Origin of the sequence: Bacillus sp. HY001 (genome assembly GCF_007558965.1) — a bacterium.
GTDB lineage: Bacteria > Bacillota > Bacilli > Bacillales > Bacillaceae_G > Bacillus_A > Bacillus_A mobilis.
The window spans coordinates 150,867-169,207 of the sequence record NZ_VLTE01000028.1 but is presented as its reverse complement, the minus strand read 5'-3'; the positions used below and the strand labels follow the sequence as shown (position 1 = coordinate 169,207).

15 protein-coding genes, 1 riboswitch and 2 other annotated features are annotated in these 18,341 nt (G+C 34.1%); of the genes, 11 read left to right on the top strand and 4 right to left on the bottom strand.

The genetic code is table 11. The features are described from left to right. Positions 1-11: 11 nt before the first annotated feature. Together FOT98_RS14565 and FOT98_RS14560 are read right to left on the bottom strand one after the other, a co-directional pair. On the bottom strand, positions 12-1,379 hold the full coding sequence (locus FOT98_RS14565) for an alanine/glycine:cation symporter family protein (RefSeq protein ID WP_063261117.1): 1,368 nt from the start codon (positions 1,377-1,379) through the stop codon (positions 12-14). Positions 1,380-1,486: 107 nt separating this feature from the next. Next, positions 1,487-1,606, bottom strand: a riboswitch (glycine riboswitch). Positions 1,607-1,814: 208 nt separating this feature from the next. Then, positions 1,815-2,390 (bottom strand): hypothetical protein, encoded by a 576-nt coding sequence (locus tag FOT98_RS14560; RefSeq protein WP_063261116.1) that lies wholly within the window; start codon positions 2,388-2,390, stop codon positions 1,815-1,817. Positions 2,391-2,517: 127 nt separating this feature from the next. On the opposite strand from FOT98_RS14560, the gene FOT98_RS14555 reads away from it, so the two are divergent. The 10 genes from FOT98_RS14555 to FOT98_RS14510 all read left to right on the top strand — a co-directional run bounded on the left by FOT98_RS14555 (position 2,518) and on the right by FOT98_RS14510 (position 14,818). Then, positions 2,518-2,892, top strand: a complete 375-nt coding sequence (locus tag FOT98_RS14555; RefSeq protein ID WP_140384365.1) for a hypothetical protein — start codon at positions 2,518-2,520, stop codon at positions 2,890-2,892. Between the two features lie 194 nt (positions 2,893-3,086). Continuing rightward, positions 3,087-3,707 carry a YdbC family protein gene (locus tag FOT98_RS14550; protein WP_063261114.1) on the top strand — a complete coding sequence of 207 codons (621 nt, stop codon included), beginning with the start codon at positions 3,087-3,089 and terminating at the stop codon, positions 3,705-3,707. Between the two features lie 186 nt (positions 3,708-3,893). Continuing rightward, positions 3,894-4,601, top strand: coding sequence for a pseudouridine synthase (locus FOT98_RS14545; RefSeq protein WP_001222159.1), 708 nt, complete (start codon positions 3,894-3,896; stop codon positions 4,599-4,601). Between the two features lie 125 nt (positions 4,602-4,726). Further along, positions 4,727-4,950 (top strand) — a binding site (T-box leader). Positions 4,951-4,987: 37 nt separating this feature from the next. Beyond that, positions 4,988-5,210 (top strand) — a binding site (T-box leader). 44 nt (positions 5,211-5,254) lie between these two features. Continuing rightward, on the top strand, positions 5,255-7,174 hold the full coding sequence (gene thrS / locus FOT98_RS14540; protein WP_063261113.1) for a threonine--tRNA ligase: 1,920 nt from the start codon (positions 5,255-5,257) through the stop codon (positions 7,172-7,174). 252 nt (positions 7,175-7,426) lie between these two features. Then, positions 7,427-8,194: an ABC transporter ATP-binding protein gene (locus tag FOT98_RS14535; protein WP_063261112.1), complete on the top strand. Its 768-nt coding sequence runs from the start codon at positions 7,427-7,429 to the stop codon at positions 8,192-8,194. Positions 8,195-8,208: 14 nt separating this feature from the next. Continuing rightward, positions 8,209-10,092, top strand: coding sequence for an FtsX-like permease family protein (locus FOT98_RS14530; RefSeq protein ID WP_063261111.1), 1,884 nt, complete (start codon positions 8,209-8,211; stop codon positions 10,090-10,092). 273 nt (positions 10,093-10,365) lie between these two features. Then, positions 10,366-11,397, top strand: a complete 1,032-nt coding sequence (locus FOT98_RS14525; RefSeq protein WP_063261110.1) for an alpha/beta hydrolase — start codon at positions 10,366-10,368, stop codon at positions 11,395-11,397. A gap of 222 nt (positions 11,398-11,619) precedes the next feature. Beyond that, complete coding sequence (locus tag FOT98_RS14520; protein WP_260851015.1) at positions 11,620-12,891, top strand: MFS transporter; 1,272 nt, start codon at positions 11,620-11,622, stop codon at positions 12,889-12,891. A gap of 54 nt (positions 12,892-12,945) precedes the next feature. Then, a complete protein-coding gene (locus FOT98_RS14515) occupies positions 12,946-13,812 on the top strand; it encodes an ABC transporter permease subunit (protein WP_063261108.1) in 867 nt (288 codons plus the stop codon). Between the two features lies 1 nt (position 13,813). After that, the gene (locus FOT98_RS14510) at positions 13,814-14,818 is read left to right on the top strand and encodes an ABC transporter permease subunit (protein WP_063261107.1); all 1,005 of its coding nucleotides are present in this window, start codon (positions 13,814-13,816) and stop codon (positions 14,816-14,818) included. 43 nt (positions 14,819-14,861) lie between these two features. On the opposite strand, the gene FOT98_RS14505 is transcribed toward FOT98_RS14510, so the two are convergent. Together FOT98_RS14505 and FOT98_RS14500 are read right to left on the bottom strand one after the other, a co-directional pair. Further along, a complete protein-coding gene (locus FOT98_RS14505) occupies positions 14,862-16,562 on the bottom strand; it encodes a pyruvate oxidase (RefSeq protein ID WP_063261106.1) in 1,701 nt (566 codons plus the stop codon). A gap of 82 nt (positions 16,563-16,644) precedes the next feature. After that, entirely contained in the window at positions 16,645-17,382 is a 738-nt protein-coding gene (locus FOT98_RS14500; protein ID WP_000440595.1) for a ZIP family metal transporter, read from the bottom strand. A gap of 135 nt (positions 17,383-17,517) precedes the next feature. Between FOT98_RS14500 and FOT98_RS14495 the strand changes: the two genes are divergently transcribed. Further along, the gene (locus FOT98_RS14495) at positions 17,518-18,306 is read left to right on the top strand and encodes a class I SAM-dependent methyltransferase (protein WP_063261105.1); all 789 of its coding nucleotides are present in this window, start codon (positions 17,518-17,520) and stop codon (positions 18,304-18,306) included. The last annotated feature ends 35 nt before the right edge of the window (positions 18,307-18,341 follow it).

Sequence of the window (18,341 nt, the reverse complement as noted above, 5' to 3'; positions counted from 1 at the left end):
TTTTTTTATGATTAACCTGCCTGCTTTTTATGACTTTCTTTCAATTTCTCTGCTTGTAAAAAGCGATTCGTTTCAGCTACAACAATACCACTTAACCCAATCAGGCCAATTAAGTTTGGAATCGCCATAAGTCCATTTGCAATATCAGCAAATGTCCATACGATGCCTAATTTTAAATTCGCACCAATAGCAATCATGACGATAAAGATTGCTTTATAATATTTCACAGCGCCTTCTCCAAATAAATAAGCCACGCATTTTTCACCGTAATACGACCAGCCTAAAATAGTAGAGTAGGCGAATAATATAATCGCGATACCGAGAATCATACTACCAGCAGTGCCAAATACAGATTGGAACGCAAGTGTGGTAGCTTCAACGCCAGTTTTACCAGACTTCCATGCACCTGTAGTAATTAATACTAGCCCTGTAATGGTACATACAATAAACGTATCTAGAAAAGTACCAGTCATAGAAACTAAAGCTTGCTTTGCAGGTGAATCTGTTTTTGCAGCAGCCGCGGCAATTGGCGCACTACCTAAACCAGCTTCGTTTGCAAATACACCGCGCGCCATTCCGATTTGAATAGCTGATGCAACTGTTGCACCGATAAAACCACCAGCAGCTGCAGTACCATTAAACGCACCAGAAAAAATAAGTGAGAATGCTTCTGGAATTTGATCGTAGTGATAGAAAATAATAATAAGACCAGCAATGATATAAAAGAAAGCTTTAATAGGAACGATATATCCTGTTACTTTCCCGATTTTTTTAACACCGCCTAAAATAACAATAGCAATTAAAAAGGACATGAATATACCAGTTAAAGAAGGAGGGAAAGAGAAATTAATTCGCATTGCCTCTGCTACTGAGTTAGACTGCACCATATTACCGATACCGAAAGAAGCAGTTGTACCGAATATAGCAAATAAAACGGCAAGCCATTTCTTACCTAAACCACGTTCTAAATAATACATTGGTCCACCTGAATATTCACCATTTCCATTGCTAACACGGTATTTCACCGCAAGAATTGCTTCGGCATATTTTGTTGCCATACCGAACAAAGCAGTAATCCACATCCAAAAGATTGCACCTGGTCCACCGATTGTCACAGCAGTTGCAACACCGGCTATATTTCCCATACCAATCGTTGCCGCCATAGCTGTCATAAGTGCTTGGAAGTGGCTAATATCTCCAGATGAAGATGTATCTTCTGATTTTTTAAATGCTAGTTTGTGTGCGTATAATAGTTTACTAAACTGTAAACCCTTTAAACGCACTGTGAGAATGATACCAGTACCAACGAGTAACAACAACGTTGGTAATCCCCACACATAGTGATTGATTTGTTCTAATACTGTACTTACTGTCTCCATCTGTATTCTCCTTTTTTAGAAAAAATAAAAACCACTTCAAGTAAATGAAATGGTCTCTGGAGAAACAAGGGATAGAAAAATAAACCGATACAAATCGGCTTTTTCTTTCGCTTGTCTCTGTCCTTTTACCTGAGAGATTATCCGCTATAGTAGCGGATTTGCTCCTTCGGTGCTCGTTTTCCTCCGCGCTATATAAAGCGAGAGGGAGTCTCTCCAGAGATTCGTCCCCATGCAGTTCTACTTGTAACCAAGACCTGAGAGTTTCAAAGTTGGTTCAGCAACTTTTTGCCCCGTCGGTAGATCAATAGACCTTCTCCTGAATGGTTCATCCGAATTATAAAATTTATAAAAACATTGATTGTAAATCAATAAAAATATTATAGACAGACAAAATGTGAATTGCAATCTTTTTTTATTTTAAAATAGTAAACAGTTTTATTTTTTTGCAAGTCTTAACTTAACTTCAACTTCATTTAACGTAGATAAAGCGAGAACAATATGTTGATCCGCAAGTCCTAAAGCATGTTTAGTATTTTCAATTGTTTCATTTGATGGAGTAGAGTTATTTGCTCCGTCTATGATTAAATCTGCTGCATTTTTCATAAATTTAGAAGCAGTCTTAAATTCAGTTGTGAAATAAACTAGTTGTTCTTGTATTTGTACTTCCGATATATTTTCATTAATTTTCAAAGTATCTATTTCGTTTATAATTTTTTCGTATTGCTTGGAAATAGCAGTCATTGTGACTAATAGTTTATCTCTGTCTACTGAATCTGCGTTCGTGTTAATCTCTTCCCAGGCAGGCAACCAATCTTTTTCGATGATGTCATTATAATTTGTTGTTAATTCATCAATTTTTGGTTGTAATTTAGTTTTAAAACTTTTTGTATCAACTGTTTCTACGGTAGTTTTTGCGTTATTATTTTTATCTTTAGTTGCGTAGAAAATCGTACAGGTAATAATAAAAATAGAAATAGCTATTGTCCATTTATTAAAAAATAATTTCTTCAACGGGTAATACCTCCAAAAAATCTTTTAATTTTAATATATAATAATTATATTGTTAATGGTAGAGAAAATAGTCTGGAATTGATTTTAATTATATTTTTTCTATACATAAATAATTAATATTAGTAAAATGATGAAAGTTATATGTGAGAAGAGAGGGTTTTTAGTGAAAATGAATAGAAGAAAACTAGTTTCAAATATTTCAACGGCTGTGTTATTAGTTGGTTTATTTACACTTATATATTTAGACAAAGAATCTAAAATTGAAGATTTTCCAGTGCCAATGTCAGCAATCCATATTAACGATGATAAGGAAGAGGATTATAAATATATAAGTGTAATGCCTATTACAAAGGCAAGTGGATGGGAGAACTTAGGGGAAAACGGGCATACTGTTAGTTTTAAAAAAGGGGAGAGGAAGGTAACTGTATTACATTATCCAGGAGAAATTACGTATTCTATATTTGAGCAAAAGATGAATAAGGGAGATAAGAAAAAGGTGTAATTCGTTACGGGTTACATCTTTTCTTTTGATTCTGAATTATTTGAAATAAAATCAAATAGATGGTTTGATAGATGTAGTGATAAATAGGATTCGTTCTGTATGTGGATAAGGAGTATTGAAGGGAACATAAAATTATTATGTAAACTAAAGATTGTAGGTGGAAGATAAATTATATCCTAAGGGGGGAATTAAAAATGTTACTAAAAATAATCTACTGTAAAGTGGAAGAAGAGAAAAAAGAGTTATTTTCAATCGCACAAGAAAAATGGCGTGATATACAGCACCTAGATGGATTTCATGGACAATTTGGTGGATGGAATAAAGATGAGGCATGTGTATTTACTTTATGGGAAGATCGAGGTGCATATCAATCATTTATGAATGGTGCTCACGATACCATTTATGTAAATAGTAATCAAGAGGATACGTTTCTTTCATGTGAAATTGAATTGTTTCAAACGTTGTATGATATAACTGATATGTCTTTGAAAGACGTTGTTACAGATGGGTCATTTGTAAGAGTTGCTATATGTGATGTAAAGGTTGGAAAGGAAAAGTATTTTTTACATAAACAAGAAACAATTTGGAATACAGGAATGGAAAAAGTAAAAGGGATGTTAGCTGGATTTGTTGGGAAGTCTTTAAAAACTGAAAATCGTTACATAGTGTTAACTTATTGGAAAGATGAAATGGCACATCGAAATTATGTAGAAGAGATTTTCCCTGAGTTGTATAAACTAGCTAATATTCATGATGACTTAGAAGATATAAGAGGTAAACAAGCTATATGTAAGGAAGAGTGGCTTGTATATTAAGTGTACAAAACGTGCATAAATGAATGTATAATAAAGATATTTTCTTATAAACGAGTAATTAATAGAAGACGTTATATACCCTTTCATGTTAATATATTTAAGTTATAATAGAAGGCTTACCCTTTTGTATTGTACGGTAGAAGCAGTGTGAGCTTGAAATTTTGTTTAGAAAAGGATGTGCCTAATTTGCGTATCAATAAATTTATTAGTGAAGCTGGAAAAGCGTCTCGACGTGGAGCAGATAAATTAATTAATGAGAGAAGAGTAATTATTAACGGTAAGGTTGCAAAAATTGGTGACCAAGTCAATCCAGGTGATGATGTGCGCGTAAATGGAGAGCAACTTCGTATTGCTCGAGATCACGTATATATTGCTTTAAATAAACCAGTAGGTATTACATGTACGAGTGAAAAAGCTGTAAAAGGTAACATTATCGATTTAGTGAACCATCCTTTACGAATTAGTCATATTGGACGTCTTGATAAAGACTCAGACGGTTTAATTTTGTTAACGAATGATGGTGATATCGTTAATGAAATTTTACGTGCTGAAAACAAACATGAGAAAGAATATATCGTTTCAGTAGATAAGCCAATTACACCTGATTTCTTAGAAAAAATGGCAGCTGGTGTGAAGATTTTAGGAACGAAAACACTTCCTTGTGAGATCACACAGTTATCAAAATATGAGTTCAACATTATTTTAACCCAAGGGCTAAATCGCCAAATTCGTCGTATGTGTGAGGCTTTAGGTTATCAAGTATACACGTTAAAACGTACGAGAATTATGAATATTGAATTGAATAATTTACCTGTTGGACAGTGGAGAGATTTATCGAAGAAAGAGAAACGACGTCTATTTTCAGACTTAAATTACGAACCACAAGATTGGTAAAATTGAGAAGGGGAAACCAAGAATCTATTTTTGGTTTCTTTTTTTATTAAATAAAAAAACTTTTTTAAACACTTGCAATAATAAAATGAATAGGATATAGTAAATAACAATTAATGGATGTACTCATAAAAGCAAAGAAAAGGACACGAGTTATTTTACCCGGTTATACAGAGAGGGAAGGAAAGCTGAGAACTTCCTAACGCAGAAAAATAACTTACCACCTTAGAGCTGCACTAGGGAAATTAAGTATCTAGTGCCGTGTAAGCGACGTTATCGCAAAAGAAGCCATTATGTTTTTTGTGATGGGAATCTGGGTGGAACCACGAATATAAGCATATTCGTCCCTAATTTTTAGGGATGAATATGCTTTTTTGCATTCAATTTCATAATAAGCGAAGAAAAGGACACGAGTTATTTTACCCGGTTATACAGAGAAGGAAGGAAAGCTGAGAACTTCCTAACGCAGAAAAATAACTTACCACCTTAGAGCTGCACTGGGGAAATTAAGTATCTAGTGCCGTGTAAACGACGTTACCGTAAAAGAAGCCATTGTATGTTTACAATGGGAATCTGGGTGGAACCACGGGTATAAGCACACTCGTCCCTATTTTAGGGATGAGTGTGCTTTTTATTATGAAATGGAGAGATGAAAAATGAAAGAACAAATGATTGAAATTAAATTTCCAGATGGTAGTGTTAAAGAATTTGCAAAAGGAATTACTTTAGAAGAAATTGCTGGATCCATTAGCAGTAGTTTGAAAAAGAAAGCAGTAGCGGGGAAAGTAAATAATCAGTTATATGATTTACGCCGAAATATTGAAGAAAATGCGGAAGTAGAAATCGTTACTATAGATTCAAATGAAGGGGTAGAAATTGCAAGACACTCTGCGGCACATATTTTAGCGCAAGCTGTAAAGAGAATGTATGGCAATGTAAACCTTGGTGTAGGACCGGTTATTGAAAATGGATTTTATTATGATATGGACCTTCCGAGTAGTGTGAACGTAGAAGATTTACCGAAGATCGAAAAAGAAATGAAAAAGATTATAAATGAAAATGTAAAAATAGAGCGAGTTGAGGTTTCTCGAGAAGAAGCAGCAAAACTGTTTCAAGAAATGAATGATCACCTGAAATTAGAATTGTTAGAAGCGATTCCTAGTGGGGAAAGTGTAACACTATATAAACAAGGTGAATTTGTAGATTTATGTAGAGGACCGCATTTACCGTCAACAGGATATTTGAAAGCATTCCAATTAACTCACGTTTCAGGTGCATATTGGCGGGGGGATAGTAACAATCAAGTGCTTCAGCGTATATATGGCGTTGCATTCTCTTCCCAAAAAGAATTAGAAGAGTATTTACATTTCGTTGAAGAAGCCGCAAAGAGAAATCATCGTAAGTTAGGTAGTGAGCTAGAGTTATTTATGTTTTCAGAAGAGGCTCCGGGAATGCCATTTTATTTACCGAAAGGCCAGATTATCCGAAATGAATTAGAAGCATTTTTAAGAGAAATTCAAAAAGAGTATAAGTATCAAGAAGTACGTACTCCGTTTATGATGAACCAAGAATTATGGGAGAAATCAGGACACTGGGGACATTACAAGGATAACATGTATTTCTCAGAGGTAGACAATAAAAGCTTCGCATTAAAACCGATGAACTGTCCAGGACATATGCTAATGTTCAAAAATAAATTACATTCTTATCGTGAATTACCGATTCGTATGTGTGAGTTCGGTCAAGTACACCGACACGAATTTAGCGGGGCATTAAACGGATTATTAAGAGTACGTACTTTCTGCCAAGATGATGCTCATTTATTTGTAACTCCAGAACAAATTGAAGATGAAATTAAATCCGTAATGGCGCAAATCGATTACGTTTATAAAACTTTCGGATTTGAATATGAAGTAGAGCTTTCTACTCGTCCAGAAGATTCAATGGGTGATGATAAGTTATGGGAGCAAGCAGAGGCGTCATTAGCAAATGTATTACATTCATTGAATTATAAATATAGACTAAATGAAGGTGACGGTGCATTTTACGGACCGAAAATCGATTTTCATATTAAAGACGCTTTAAATAGAAGTCATCAGTGCGGAACAATCCAGCTAGATTTCCAAATGCCAGAGAAGTTTGATTTAAATTATATAGATGAGAAGAATGAAAAGAAAAGACCAGTTGTTATTCACCGGGCAGTATTAGGATCTTTAGATCGTTTCTTAGCTATATTAATTGAGCATTTTGGAGGTGCATTCCCGGCATGGGTAGCACCAGTTCAAGTAAAAGTCATTCCTGTTTCAAATGCAGTTCATGTACAATATGCAGATGAAGTTGCAGATAAATTAGCACAAGCTGGTGTTCGTGTAGAACGAGATATGCGAGAAGAAAAATTAGGATATAAAATAAGAGAAGCACAAATGCAAAAAGTTCCTTATGTTCTTGTTATTGGGGATAAGGAAATGGAGAACGGAGCTGTAAATGTACGTAAATATGGGGAAGAAAAATCAGAAGTTATTGAATTAGGTGTATTTGTGGAAAGTATGAAAGAGGAAATAAATAATCGGAAATAGAGTTTGAAAAGAAAACACACCACTTCAAAATGGTGTGTTTTCTTTTTTACCTTACAAAAATGTAAGGTAAATGTAAGCGAAATCGAAGGAACGAGTTTTAGAAAAGTGAGAATATGAAATAGGAAAAAGGTTTAGATAACTCGTGTAACTCTTAATGATTGAAAAATTAAAAAATTCTTAAGGATTTACATGAGAAAAAGATAAGAAATATGTGAGAAATTTATTTTATACAAAAGGGATGGAGTGAAAGAGATGTCAATGAATGTAGTTACTGTAGAAAGTGTAGAAAAAACGTATGGGAAAAGAAATGAGAATCAGTCAAAAGCGTTAAGGGGCGTATCATTAAATATTAAGGAAGGGGAATTCGTCGGGATTATGGGTCCTTCTGGGTCTGGAAAAACGACACTACTTAATGTGATTAGTACACTGGATCAAGCGACAGGTGGTAGTGTGACAATAGCTGGCACAAATATTACCTCAATGAAGGGGAATGCTTTATCAGATTTTCGATCTCAAAAATTAGGGTTCATTTTTCAAGATTTTAACTTACTAGAAAACTTATCAATTTATGAAAATATCGCTTTACCACTTTCTTTGCAAGGCGTACCTTCAAGTGAGATTACTGGAAAGGTAAATGAGGTTGCGAAGAAGTTAGGGATTACTGAAATTTTAACAAAATATCCAACGGCTGTTTCTGGTGGACAAAAGCAAAGAACAGCGGCAGCTCGAGCTTTAGTACATAATCCAGCAATCGTATTAGCAGATGAACCGACAGGAGCGCTTGATAGTAAAAATGCAAAAAGCTTATTAGAAGCGATGCAAGATTTACATGAAAATCACAATGTAAGTATTTTAATGGTAACGCACGATGCGTTTAGTGCGAGTTATTGTGAACGTATTTTATTTATTCAAGATGGCCTTCTATATAAAGAGTTAATGCGTCAAGGAACGCGAGAAAATTTCTATCAAGATATTTTAGGTGTGCTCGCTCATATGGGCTCAGCTGCTGAGTCTAAGTAGGGGGGGGCGAGACTATGTTATTCAAATTATCACGTCATAGTATGAAAAAGATGTTAAAAGATTATATGGTTTTACTTATTGGTCTCGTTATTAGTATTAGTATTTTCTACATGTTTCAAACGATGGCGATGAATAGTGAATTTACGAAGGATAATAGTCTTATTAGTAGTATTAGACTCGTATTCTGGGTAGGCGCCATTCTATTATCGTTTATTACTGTATTTTATATTATATATGCCAATTCTTTCTTGCTCACATTAAGAAGAAAAGAACTCGGTATGTATATGATGCTCGGTGCGAAAAAGAAAAAAGTAGCGCAATTATTATTTATTGAAACATTCGGTATGGGTATTGTTAGTATTATTATCGGGATTTTAGTAGGGATGTTACTTGCAAGTGTAGCAGGAAACTTTTTAATGAATGGCATGGAGATTTCAGCAAAAGGTAGTTACTCATCTGTATATACACCAGCAATCTTAGTTACAGCTATTTTCTTCTTAATACTATTTTTTATTACTGGTTTAATGAATAGCATCCGTTTATTACGTAAAACAGAATTAGAATTAATACGTGAAGATGAAACACTAGATGAAGTGAAAAAAAGTAAAACTCGCATTATTATAATGACAGTACTCGGTATATTGCTAGTAAGTACAGGATACTATTTTATGGTAAATATAAAAATGTTTGCTGAAATCGGTTTTATAATAGCGACAATCGTTACAACACTTGGAACATATTTTATCTTTAGTTCATTGCTTCCATTTTTTGTGATGAAAATTAAAGGGAATAAAAAACGAAATGAAACGGGTTTAAATAGTTTTACATATGCACAGCTACGATTTCGAGTAAATAGTTTATCAAGAGTATTAGGTACTGTAGCGATGTTAATTGCATTAGGCGCAGGTGCGATGACGGCGGGTATGGCGTTCCAAAAAAATGTAGGTATTATGACAGACTTTTCTCGTGTATATGATGTCGTAATTCATGATCCAAATGATCAAGATACAGCGGCCTTGAAAGAAATGGAAATTGTGGAAGAAAGCAAATATAAGTATAAAGTAGATGGAGAAGCGGTTTATTATTTACGTAACGACTTAACTGAGAAACCACCACTTGTTTCCGATCACTTTGATACAAAAACTTTAAAAGAGCCAGTTCGAAAACGAGTGGCTGAACCTTTAACTGAACCTGTCTATTCTGCTTTGGAAGCTCCCGAAGCAGCGAATAAGCTTCCTCGTATGCCAAAAGATTGGGAAGATGCAGTTGTAAGAGAAATACAAATTACACATAATCAATTTAACGGAAAACCTGTAAGAATTGCTGATGAAGAACACTACAAAGCAGTTCAAGGAACGGAACATAGTGTAACATTAGCAAAAGTAGATGATATGAAAAAATATAAACCGTTGTTAATTGAAATAGACAAGAGACAAAAAGAACAAATTGAAAAAACAATAGGTACAAAAGTAGACTTATTTACAAAAATGACAATTTATCAGTTTATGAACAGTTTCATGAGTGGAACAATGTTTATGGGATTCTTCCTAGGGATTGCCTTTTTAGCAATGATGGCAAGTTCGCTTATGTTCAAAATATTAACAGGTGCTTCTCGTGATGTACGCCGTTATGAAATGTTACGAAAAATCGGTGTGAGACGTAGTATGTTAACGAAAAGTATTTATAAAGAAATTTCATATTTATTTATCTTCCCAGCGATTATTGGAATTTCCCACGTGTTAGTAGGGCTTAACTTATTTAGCTTTATATTAGTTGACCCGTTTGTAAAAGTATGGGTGCCAATCGGGATTTTCTTAGTCATTTATTTCATCTATTACTGGATAACTGTCCAACTTTATAAAGGTATGGTTATGCCGAAAGAAGAAGTAGCGAAATAGTTTTAGAAAAGAGTCCTTGTTTAGAAAACAAGGGCTCTTTTCTATATTTGTAATACATTGTGATCGAGTCTTGCTACAAAAAAATATATTGAAAATTAAGGAAATATTAAGAGTTTATATAGTGGAAAGTTAAGAAGTGTATGGGATATTAAGTGTATGCAAAAGAGCAAGATGAAATTGGAGAGAGAAATTGTTATATATTCATATTATTTTGAGGGAGTTTTACAGAATTAAATTGATGTTTTTATAAATTTAAAAGAAAGGAAACTACGTATGAAGAAGATAATAAAATTAATAAAACTTATTGGAGGCATTTCTATACTATTATTAATCGTAGCACTAATATTTCCTACATGGACCTCACAAATAAAAGGGAAGAATAGTATAAGTACATTAGAGCAAGTAGAGATAAATGAAAGTGGTCATGAAATTATGATACGCGGCAAAGATAGGAACAATCCAGTTATTATTTTTGTACATGGTGGACCAGGTACTTCAGAAATACCATATGCTCAAAAATACCAAGACTTATTGGAAGAGAAATTCACAGTTGTTAATTACGATCAAAGAGCGAGCGGGAAGTCGTATCATTTCTTTGAAGACTATTCGAATCTTACATCAGATCTTCTTGTAGAAGATGTATTAGCTATGACAGATTATGTTTTAAAACGTCTTGGTAAAGAAAAAGTAATATTGGTTAGTCATTCTTACGGTACATATATTGGAATGCAAGCTGCCAATAAAGCTCCTGAAAAATATGAAGCATATGTTGGCATAGGGCAGATGAGTGATACAGTAGAAAGTGAAATGGATAGTTTAAACTATGTGATTGAACAGGCACAAAATGCTGGAAATACAGATGAGGTTTCCTATTTAAATGGGTTGACTGAAAAAATTAAAAATGGTGATACATACACTCCGAGAAATTATGTTGCGAAATATGGTGGAACATCAAGAGGCATTGAAAATCCAGATGGTGATAACATTGGAATGTTACTCAGTAATGAATATAACTTGTTAGACGTAATTCGTTATAACGTCGGATTATCATATTCTCAAACGGTCTTATTAGAAAAGGATTTAAAGAATCCATTGCCTACTAAGGTGACTAAAATGAAATTACCGCTGTATTTCCTTATGGGGAAATACGACTATAACACTTCATTTCATGCAGCAAAAACATATTTTGATACGATTGAAGCAGATCAAAAAGAATTTATTACTTTTGAGAAATCAGCTCATTATCCACAATTTGAAGAGAAAGAAAAATTTTACAAGTGGATGTGCGATACATTCGTAAAATAAATAAAGTGTATCCGAACTTTAGAAAATTAAAATAGTTAGCGAGACGTAAAAGGTTTTAGCTACATATCATTACGTGAAGCGAAGTGAAATAAAAGGACTCTTTTATAAAAGAGTCTTTTTATAATGTTCTCTATATAGAAGGAAAAGATTGGATAATAGTCGAAAAATATAATATAACTTCCAATAAATGACTAGATTAATAAAATTTTGTCGAGAGAAAGGATATTAAGTATGAAAGAAATGCTACAGTTATTTCGTAACAAAGTGTATACACGTTTTTTTCTAGCAAATATTTTAGAGCGACTCGGTTCTATGATTGCTGGAGTTTCTTTAATGTTTTATTTGCTAGATCAATACGGAAAACAACCAGTTTACGCAACGATGACACAAATTATGATGGCATTACCTGCATTAATCTTTTTTCTATTAGTAGGGACAGTAGTGGATCGTTTTGATAGACAGCGTATATGCACGGTAAGTAACATATGTTGTTCGCTCTGTAATATCGGAATTCTAATTTCGCTTTATTACGGGATGATTATACTCGTCTTTATATTTTTATTTTTGGAAAATGCATGTATACAATTTTTCTCTCCATCAGAACAGTCGATGATACAGGGAGTAGTTGAATCAGACCAATACGGTGCAGCAGCGGGCATGAATCAAATGGTGAATAGTTTGTATGCCTTGTTTGGTGTAGGAATTGCAACGATGGTGTACTGGACTTTTGGAATATACGGTAGTATTTTAGTAAATACGCTCACTTTTATTATGAGTGGTATTTTGATTCAAACGATCTCCATTCCAGAAAAAGTGCGTTTGCCAAACGGTAGAACAAAATGGAAAGAAGTTAATTTGAAAATGTTAATAACAGAATTTCAAGAAGGGATCAAGTATATATATCAAAATGACACTTTAAAAAAATTACTTTTAGGATTTATCGTATTTGGACTATTAAATGGTATTTTAAGCGTATCCACAACTTACATATTAAAATATAAATTAGCACCAGCAACGTATGAAAGTTTAGCGATGGTGGGCGGTGTAGTTGGAGGGATTTCATTACTAATTGGAAGTATAGTAGCAACAAGTGTAGGGAAGAAATATGCACCCAAGCCTATTATTGTCTTTGGTATGGCAGGATCAGGGGTCTTTTTTGGTATGTGTTACTTTGTAAACCACGTATGGTCTTTTTATGTATGTATCGCTTTTGCGACTTTCTTTTTACCGTTTATTAATGTTGCAATTATGGGCTGGATGTATGAAATTGTAGAAGAATCATTCATGGGACGTGTTCAAAGTTTACTTAGTCCATTAACGACAGGATTCCAGCTGTTATCTCTCGGTGCGATAGCGATGTTGTTCCCGAAATGGATTCGTGCAGATACGTTGTTTATTATTTTATTTGGTTTATTATTTTTTGTTACGTGTTTATATCAAACCATTTTACCTAGTGGGAAGAAACGGGTGCAAAGTATAGCTGAAGGGATGTAATATATGTGGTTTTTGATTTCTGAATATTCTATCTAACGGTAAGGGGAAATCGTTATGTTGATGCGAATTGTTAAATGGTGTGGGGTTACTTGTTTACAATTAGTAGCTGCCATTTTATGTATAATCTGTCTAGGCGCGCTACCGCGTTTATTTAAGGGATTGCAAATTGATTTAATCGGTTTTTGGAACACGATTGTCTTTCTTGGAGGGAAGATACTTCAACCGGGTGAAATTACATATGGATTTCGAGACTCAAGAAAATTGTTTCCGCAAATATGGATTCATTATTTTGAAACGATGATTGTATTTTTATCAGCGTTTTTACTATCTTTGCTTATAGCGTATATACTTGTCGTTTGGGTATTGCAGCGTTCTCATATGAAACAAAAATTGTGGAACGGGGTTTTTCTTACGCTGGAGAGTATACCGGATATATTACTTATATTATTATCACAACTTCTTGTCGTAATTCTTTTTCAAAAAACAGGGTTTATGCCGGTCAAACTGGCTGGATTAGGGGAAGAAAGAATACGTTTGTTACCGATTATATGTCTTACAATACCAACAACATTATTGTTTATTAAACTATTGTTATTACGATTTAAAGAAGAATTAGAGATAGAATATAGTTTGTTTGCCAAGAGTAAAGGGTTAAGCTTACGGCATATTTTGACACATCATATTTCAAGAAATGTTTTATTGACGACAATTTATTATGCGAAAACAAATATTTTATTTATGCTTTCCAATTTATATATTATTGAATGGATATTTAATACATATGGTATGTTTGTTTTTGTAAAAGAAAATTCAAAATTAGAAATATTTGCAGTGAGTCTAGTAATATTATACGTACCGCTTTTTATACTATTTCGTATATTACATACGCTTTTACAAAATGTTATAAAGGAGCGTGTGTAACATGTGGCAAGTTGTAAAAAAAGATGTGAGATTTTGGATAGGTATTACTTTTTTGAGTGTACTAATGATTGTTAGTATCGGATATACGGTGTTTTTTGATGGGAATATTCGTGAACTTACGATGATGTATAACGAAAAAGGGGAACTAGAGGCAGCTCCATTTTCACCATCAAGTAAATTTTGGTTTGGAAGTGATGTGAAAGGTCGTGACCTTGTTCAATTAATAATAGAAGGTGCAAAATGGACAGTTGGAGCGAGTATAATTATAGCGATTTTACGAGTTATAGTTGGAGGGGGAATTGGTTTACTTCTTGGTATGTATGGTAAACGTTCTTTTCCAGTTATTTCATCCTTTTTTGATCCTTTTAGTATTGTACCGATGGTTATGATTTCTTATTTTATGTTAAATGAAGTTTTAACGTTTGATAGTGGAGCGGAAGTTGTGCCGTTACATTTGCGTGTGGCATTTCAAATTATAGTTCTTGTATGTCTTGCGGTACCAACGGTTATGTTGTATGTAGCGCAAGAAGTCAAGCGTATTAAGAAAGAAGAATTTATGTTGGCAGCTACTGTGCTCGGCGGAAGTAAGTGGCATAGGTTGAAGCGTCATATATGGCCGCATATGTTACCATCATTTCTTTTATTAGTAGCCCAACAATTTGTAAGTACTTTATTACTACTTTTACACCTTGGTTTGTTGCAGTTATTTTTTGGTGGAACAATAACCTTCAGTGGAATGGATCCAGATAGTGTAACAAAGGAATGGACGGGCCTAATTGGTCAAAACTTCCGCCATTTAACTACACATACATGGATAGTACTTATACCAATTGCTTTCTATAGTATGACGATCTTGTCAGGCAATCTAATTAGTAATAGTATGCAAGATGCGATTAAATTAGGAAATGTAAAAATACCTAAGAGAAAGGATAAAGAAGTAAAGGAAGAAAAACGAGTACAAACTAATGTAAATGATTTTTCTTTTTATAGAGAGATACAAAAATAAAAGAGATAGCTGAAGACAAATCGTTTTCAGCTATCTTTTTTGTTTATAGTGGTGGTAAATCAATCTTACCTTCTTCAAATAATTCTTTTATCATATGCTTCGTATAACCAGCGGCCTGACCAAAGGTGATTTTTGCTGGCATTGGTGCTTCATTTGCATCAACAACAACATCAATAATACACGGTCTATTTTGTTTTACCGCATTTTCGAAAGCAGGAAGTAGTTCATCTACATTCTCAACACGGTATCCAATACCTCCGCACGCCTCTGCATATTTTGCAAAATCAGGGTTTGTTAAGTCTGTACCAAATTCGATATTTCCCATCACTTCTTGTTCGAATTTAATCATGGCGATTTTATTATTATTTAAAACGACGACAACGATTGGCAGTTTATATTTAACAGCTGTTACGAAATCGTTCATTGTCATTCCGAAACCACCATCACCACAAATAGCAAATACTTGTTTATCCGGGAAAGCAATTTTTCCAGCAAGGGCACCAGGTAAACCGCAGCCAAGTGTTGCGAGCCAGCTAGAAATAATAAATTGCTGATTTGTCATACGGAAGTGCCTTGCTGTCCAAACGGTTACATTTCCGACATCGACTGATAATATTGCATCATCATGAGCTACTTGTTGCAGTGCATGCATAACACGTTGTGGCTTAATTGGAGTAGAAGTATCGTCTTCTTGATCGTGTAATTTTTCCTCCCACTTTTTCATCATTTCTTGATGATGCTCTAAGAAGGAATGGTCCTCGTGTTTTTCTACATTTTCAATTAACCATTTTAATGTTTTATCAGCATCACCAGCTAAGCCGATATCTGTTACGTAACGTTTTCCGATTTGGGCAGGATCAGTATCGATATGGATTGTTTTTGCTTTTTCGGGTAAGAAACCAGTGAACGGATAAGAAGTACCAACCATAATTAAAGTATCTGCATGTTTCATTGCATCATAAGAAGGTTTCGTTCCAATTAATCCTAATCCACCGATGCAAAGTGGATGTTCATCAGGGATAATCCCTTTAGCTGGTAATGTAAGTACAATTGGAGCACCAATGTGTTCTGCGAAAGTAAGTAAAGATTCTCTCGCATGTTTCGCACCTTTTCCAGCTAAAATAACTGGCTTTTTCGCTTCATTTATCGCGAGTTTTGCAGCGTGTAAATCCTCTTCTTGCGGAAATAACTCAGGTAATGTAAAAGAAGTATTTGTAACACGAGCACCACTTTTTACTTCGAATTTCGGAACATCATCTGGAATTGTAAGAACAGATACACCTTTTTTCGTATAAGCCATTCGAATCGCTTGATTCACGACAGCAGGTAGTTGTTCTGCTGACATAATGCGCTGGTTATAAACTGCGACATCATCGAACAATCTTTCTAAGTTTACTTCTTGGAAAAAATCTGTCCCGAGTAAATCTGTCTCTACTTGACCTGAAATTGCTAGAACAGGGGCTTTATCAAGTTTTGCATCATACAAACCATTTAATAAATGAATAGCACCAGGTCCTGCGATTGCCATACAAACGCCGAGTTTTCCTGTTAACTTAGCATAGGAAGCTGCTGCTAGTGCACCAGCTTCTTCATGGCGCACTTGAATAAATTTGATTTTATCTTGTTTTTTTCTTAAAGCTTCAATTATAGAATTGATAGAATCTCCAGGCATTCCGTATATGTGTTCTACTCCCCAGTCAATTAATAGGTCAACTAGTGCTTCACCGGCTGTTTTCTCAAACATAATTTTTTCCTCCTTATAATAGGTAGTTACTATTATGTTTTGGAGAAAAAGGAAAAATATACAAATGATAATATTATTATCTTTAATGATGACCAGTAAATAGTGTAAATACTGTTATAAGTAAAAATCCACTAGTAGCCCACGTAAGAAATGAAAGGAAAGAGAGTTGTTTCTTTGCTTTCCAAAGCATTTCATGAATTGTGACATAGCCAAGTGAACCGATAGCGCTCCCCATAATGAGCCCTTGTAAGTGTAGAGCCTTTCCTTCCATCAAAATGCCAAAAACAGTACCTGTACCGAGGATAAGAGAAAGTAATAAAGTTGTTAATAAAAATGAAATATATTTATGCTTTGTAAATAGGAAGGGGATGATTAATGCTAAGCCTTCAGGAATATGGTGAATAACAATCGCAAGTAAGAAAGGAATTGCAGAGTCATTATGATTTATAAATGCTGTGCCTAATGCAAAGCCACTCGGCAAATTATGAATAAATATAGCAAAAGAAAGAAAAAGGAAAGTTTGCCATGCTTGTTGATCTTTTTTATGTATCATTGGATGATGACAATAGTTATCTAATAGGCTCATAACTAAAATACCGATAGCTATACCGAGTATAGGGCCGATTATTTCATAGCTTGCAAATGTTTCAGGAATAATTTCAAGGGATAAAAGCCCAAGCAAAATTCCGCCACATAATGCATATAAACGATGCATTTTTTCTTCAATTAGCTGGCGCGTAGCAATGCCGACAGCACCGCCTAATAGTAATCCACCGAATGAAAAAAATGTAACTATCATAGGAATCCATAATCGTTCCATCGTATCACACTCCGATTCTTCCACTTATTTTTAGCTTACGAAAAGGAAAGTTAGATTAGTCCAAGTAATTGTGTTGGATTATAGAGAAAAAACTAATAATTCTTTATAATTTATATATTAGATTTAAGTGGAAATATGAAATGGGGAATACGTTTGCATACAAAATGGAGTCTATCTGAATATGAAAATCCAAAACGATATGATATAGAAAATAAAAGTTTGTCAGATTTTCCGTTCTTACTATCATGGGCACAAAAACTAAGTATACAAAATGAATGGATTCTAGATATTGCCTGCGGAACAGGAAGGGTTACAATTCCATTTATAGAAAACGGATATAAAATGATTGGTGTAGATATACATGAAGGTATGCTTGCTGAAGCGAAGAGAAAATCTACGGAGTGTAAAAAAGTAAAATGGCTACAACAAGATTGCTTACAATTAAAGATTGAAGAAACGATTCCGTTAGCATTTATGGTTGGCCACGGATTTCAGCATTTTCTTACGAATACTGATCAAAATAAGTTATTAATATCTATTCATCATGTGTTAGCTGATAATGGTATATTTATATTCGATACACGTTTTCCTTCAAAAGAAGAATTAATACAACCTTCTACAGAAGAATATTGGACAACTATTAGTGATGAAAAGGGAAGGAAATGTGATTTATATACTGAAATGACATATGATTCAATTCAGCAAATACAGCACTACATAACAACAAGAAGGTTTTATGAGGATGATGTGAAAGTAGAAGAACTGAAAACAACGATTGATCTTCGCTATACATATCCGCAGGAGTTAGACAGATTATTAGCAGCGAATGGATTTGAATTATTACATATACATAATGATTGGGAAGGAAATGAGTTAGGGGAAGACTGCTATTCTATGGTAGTAGTTTGCCGGAAGAAAAAATAGTGTTATTTTTATAATATGAGTGTGAAAAGCATTTG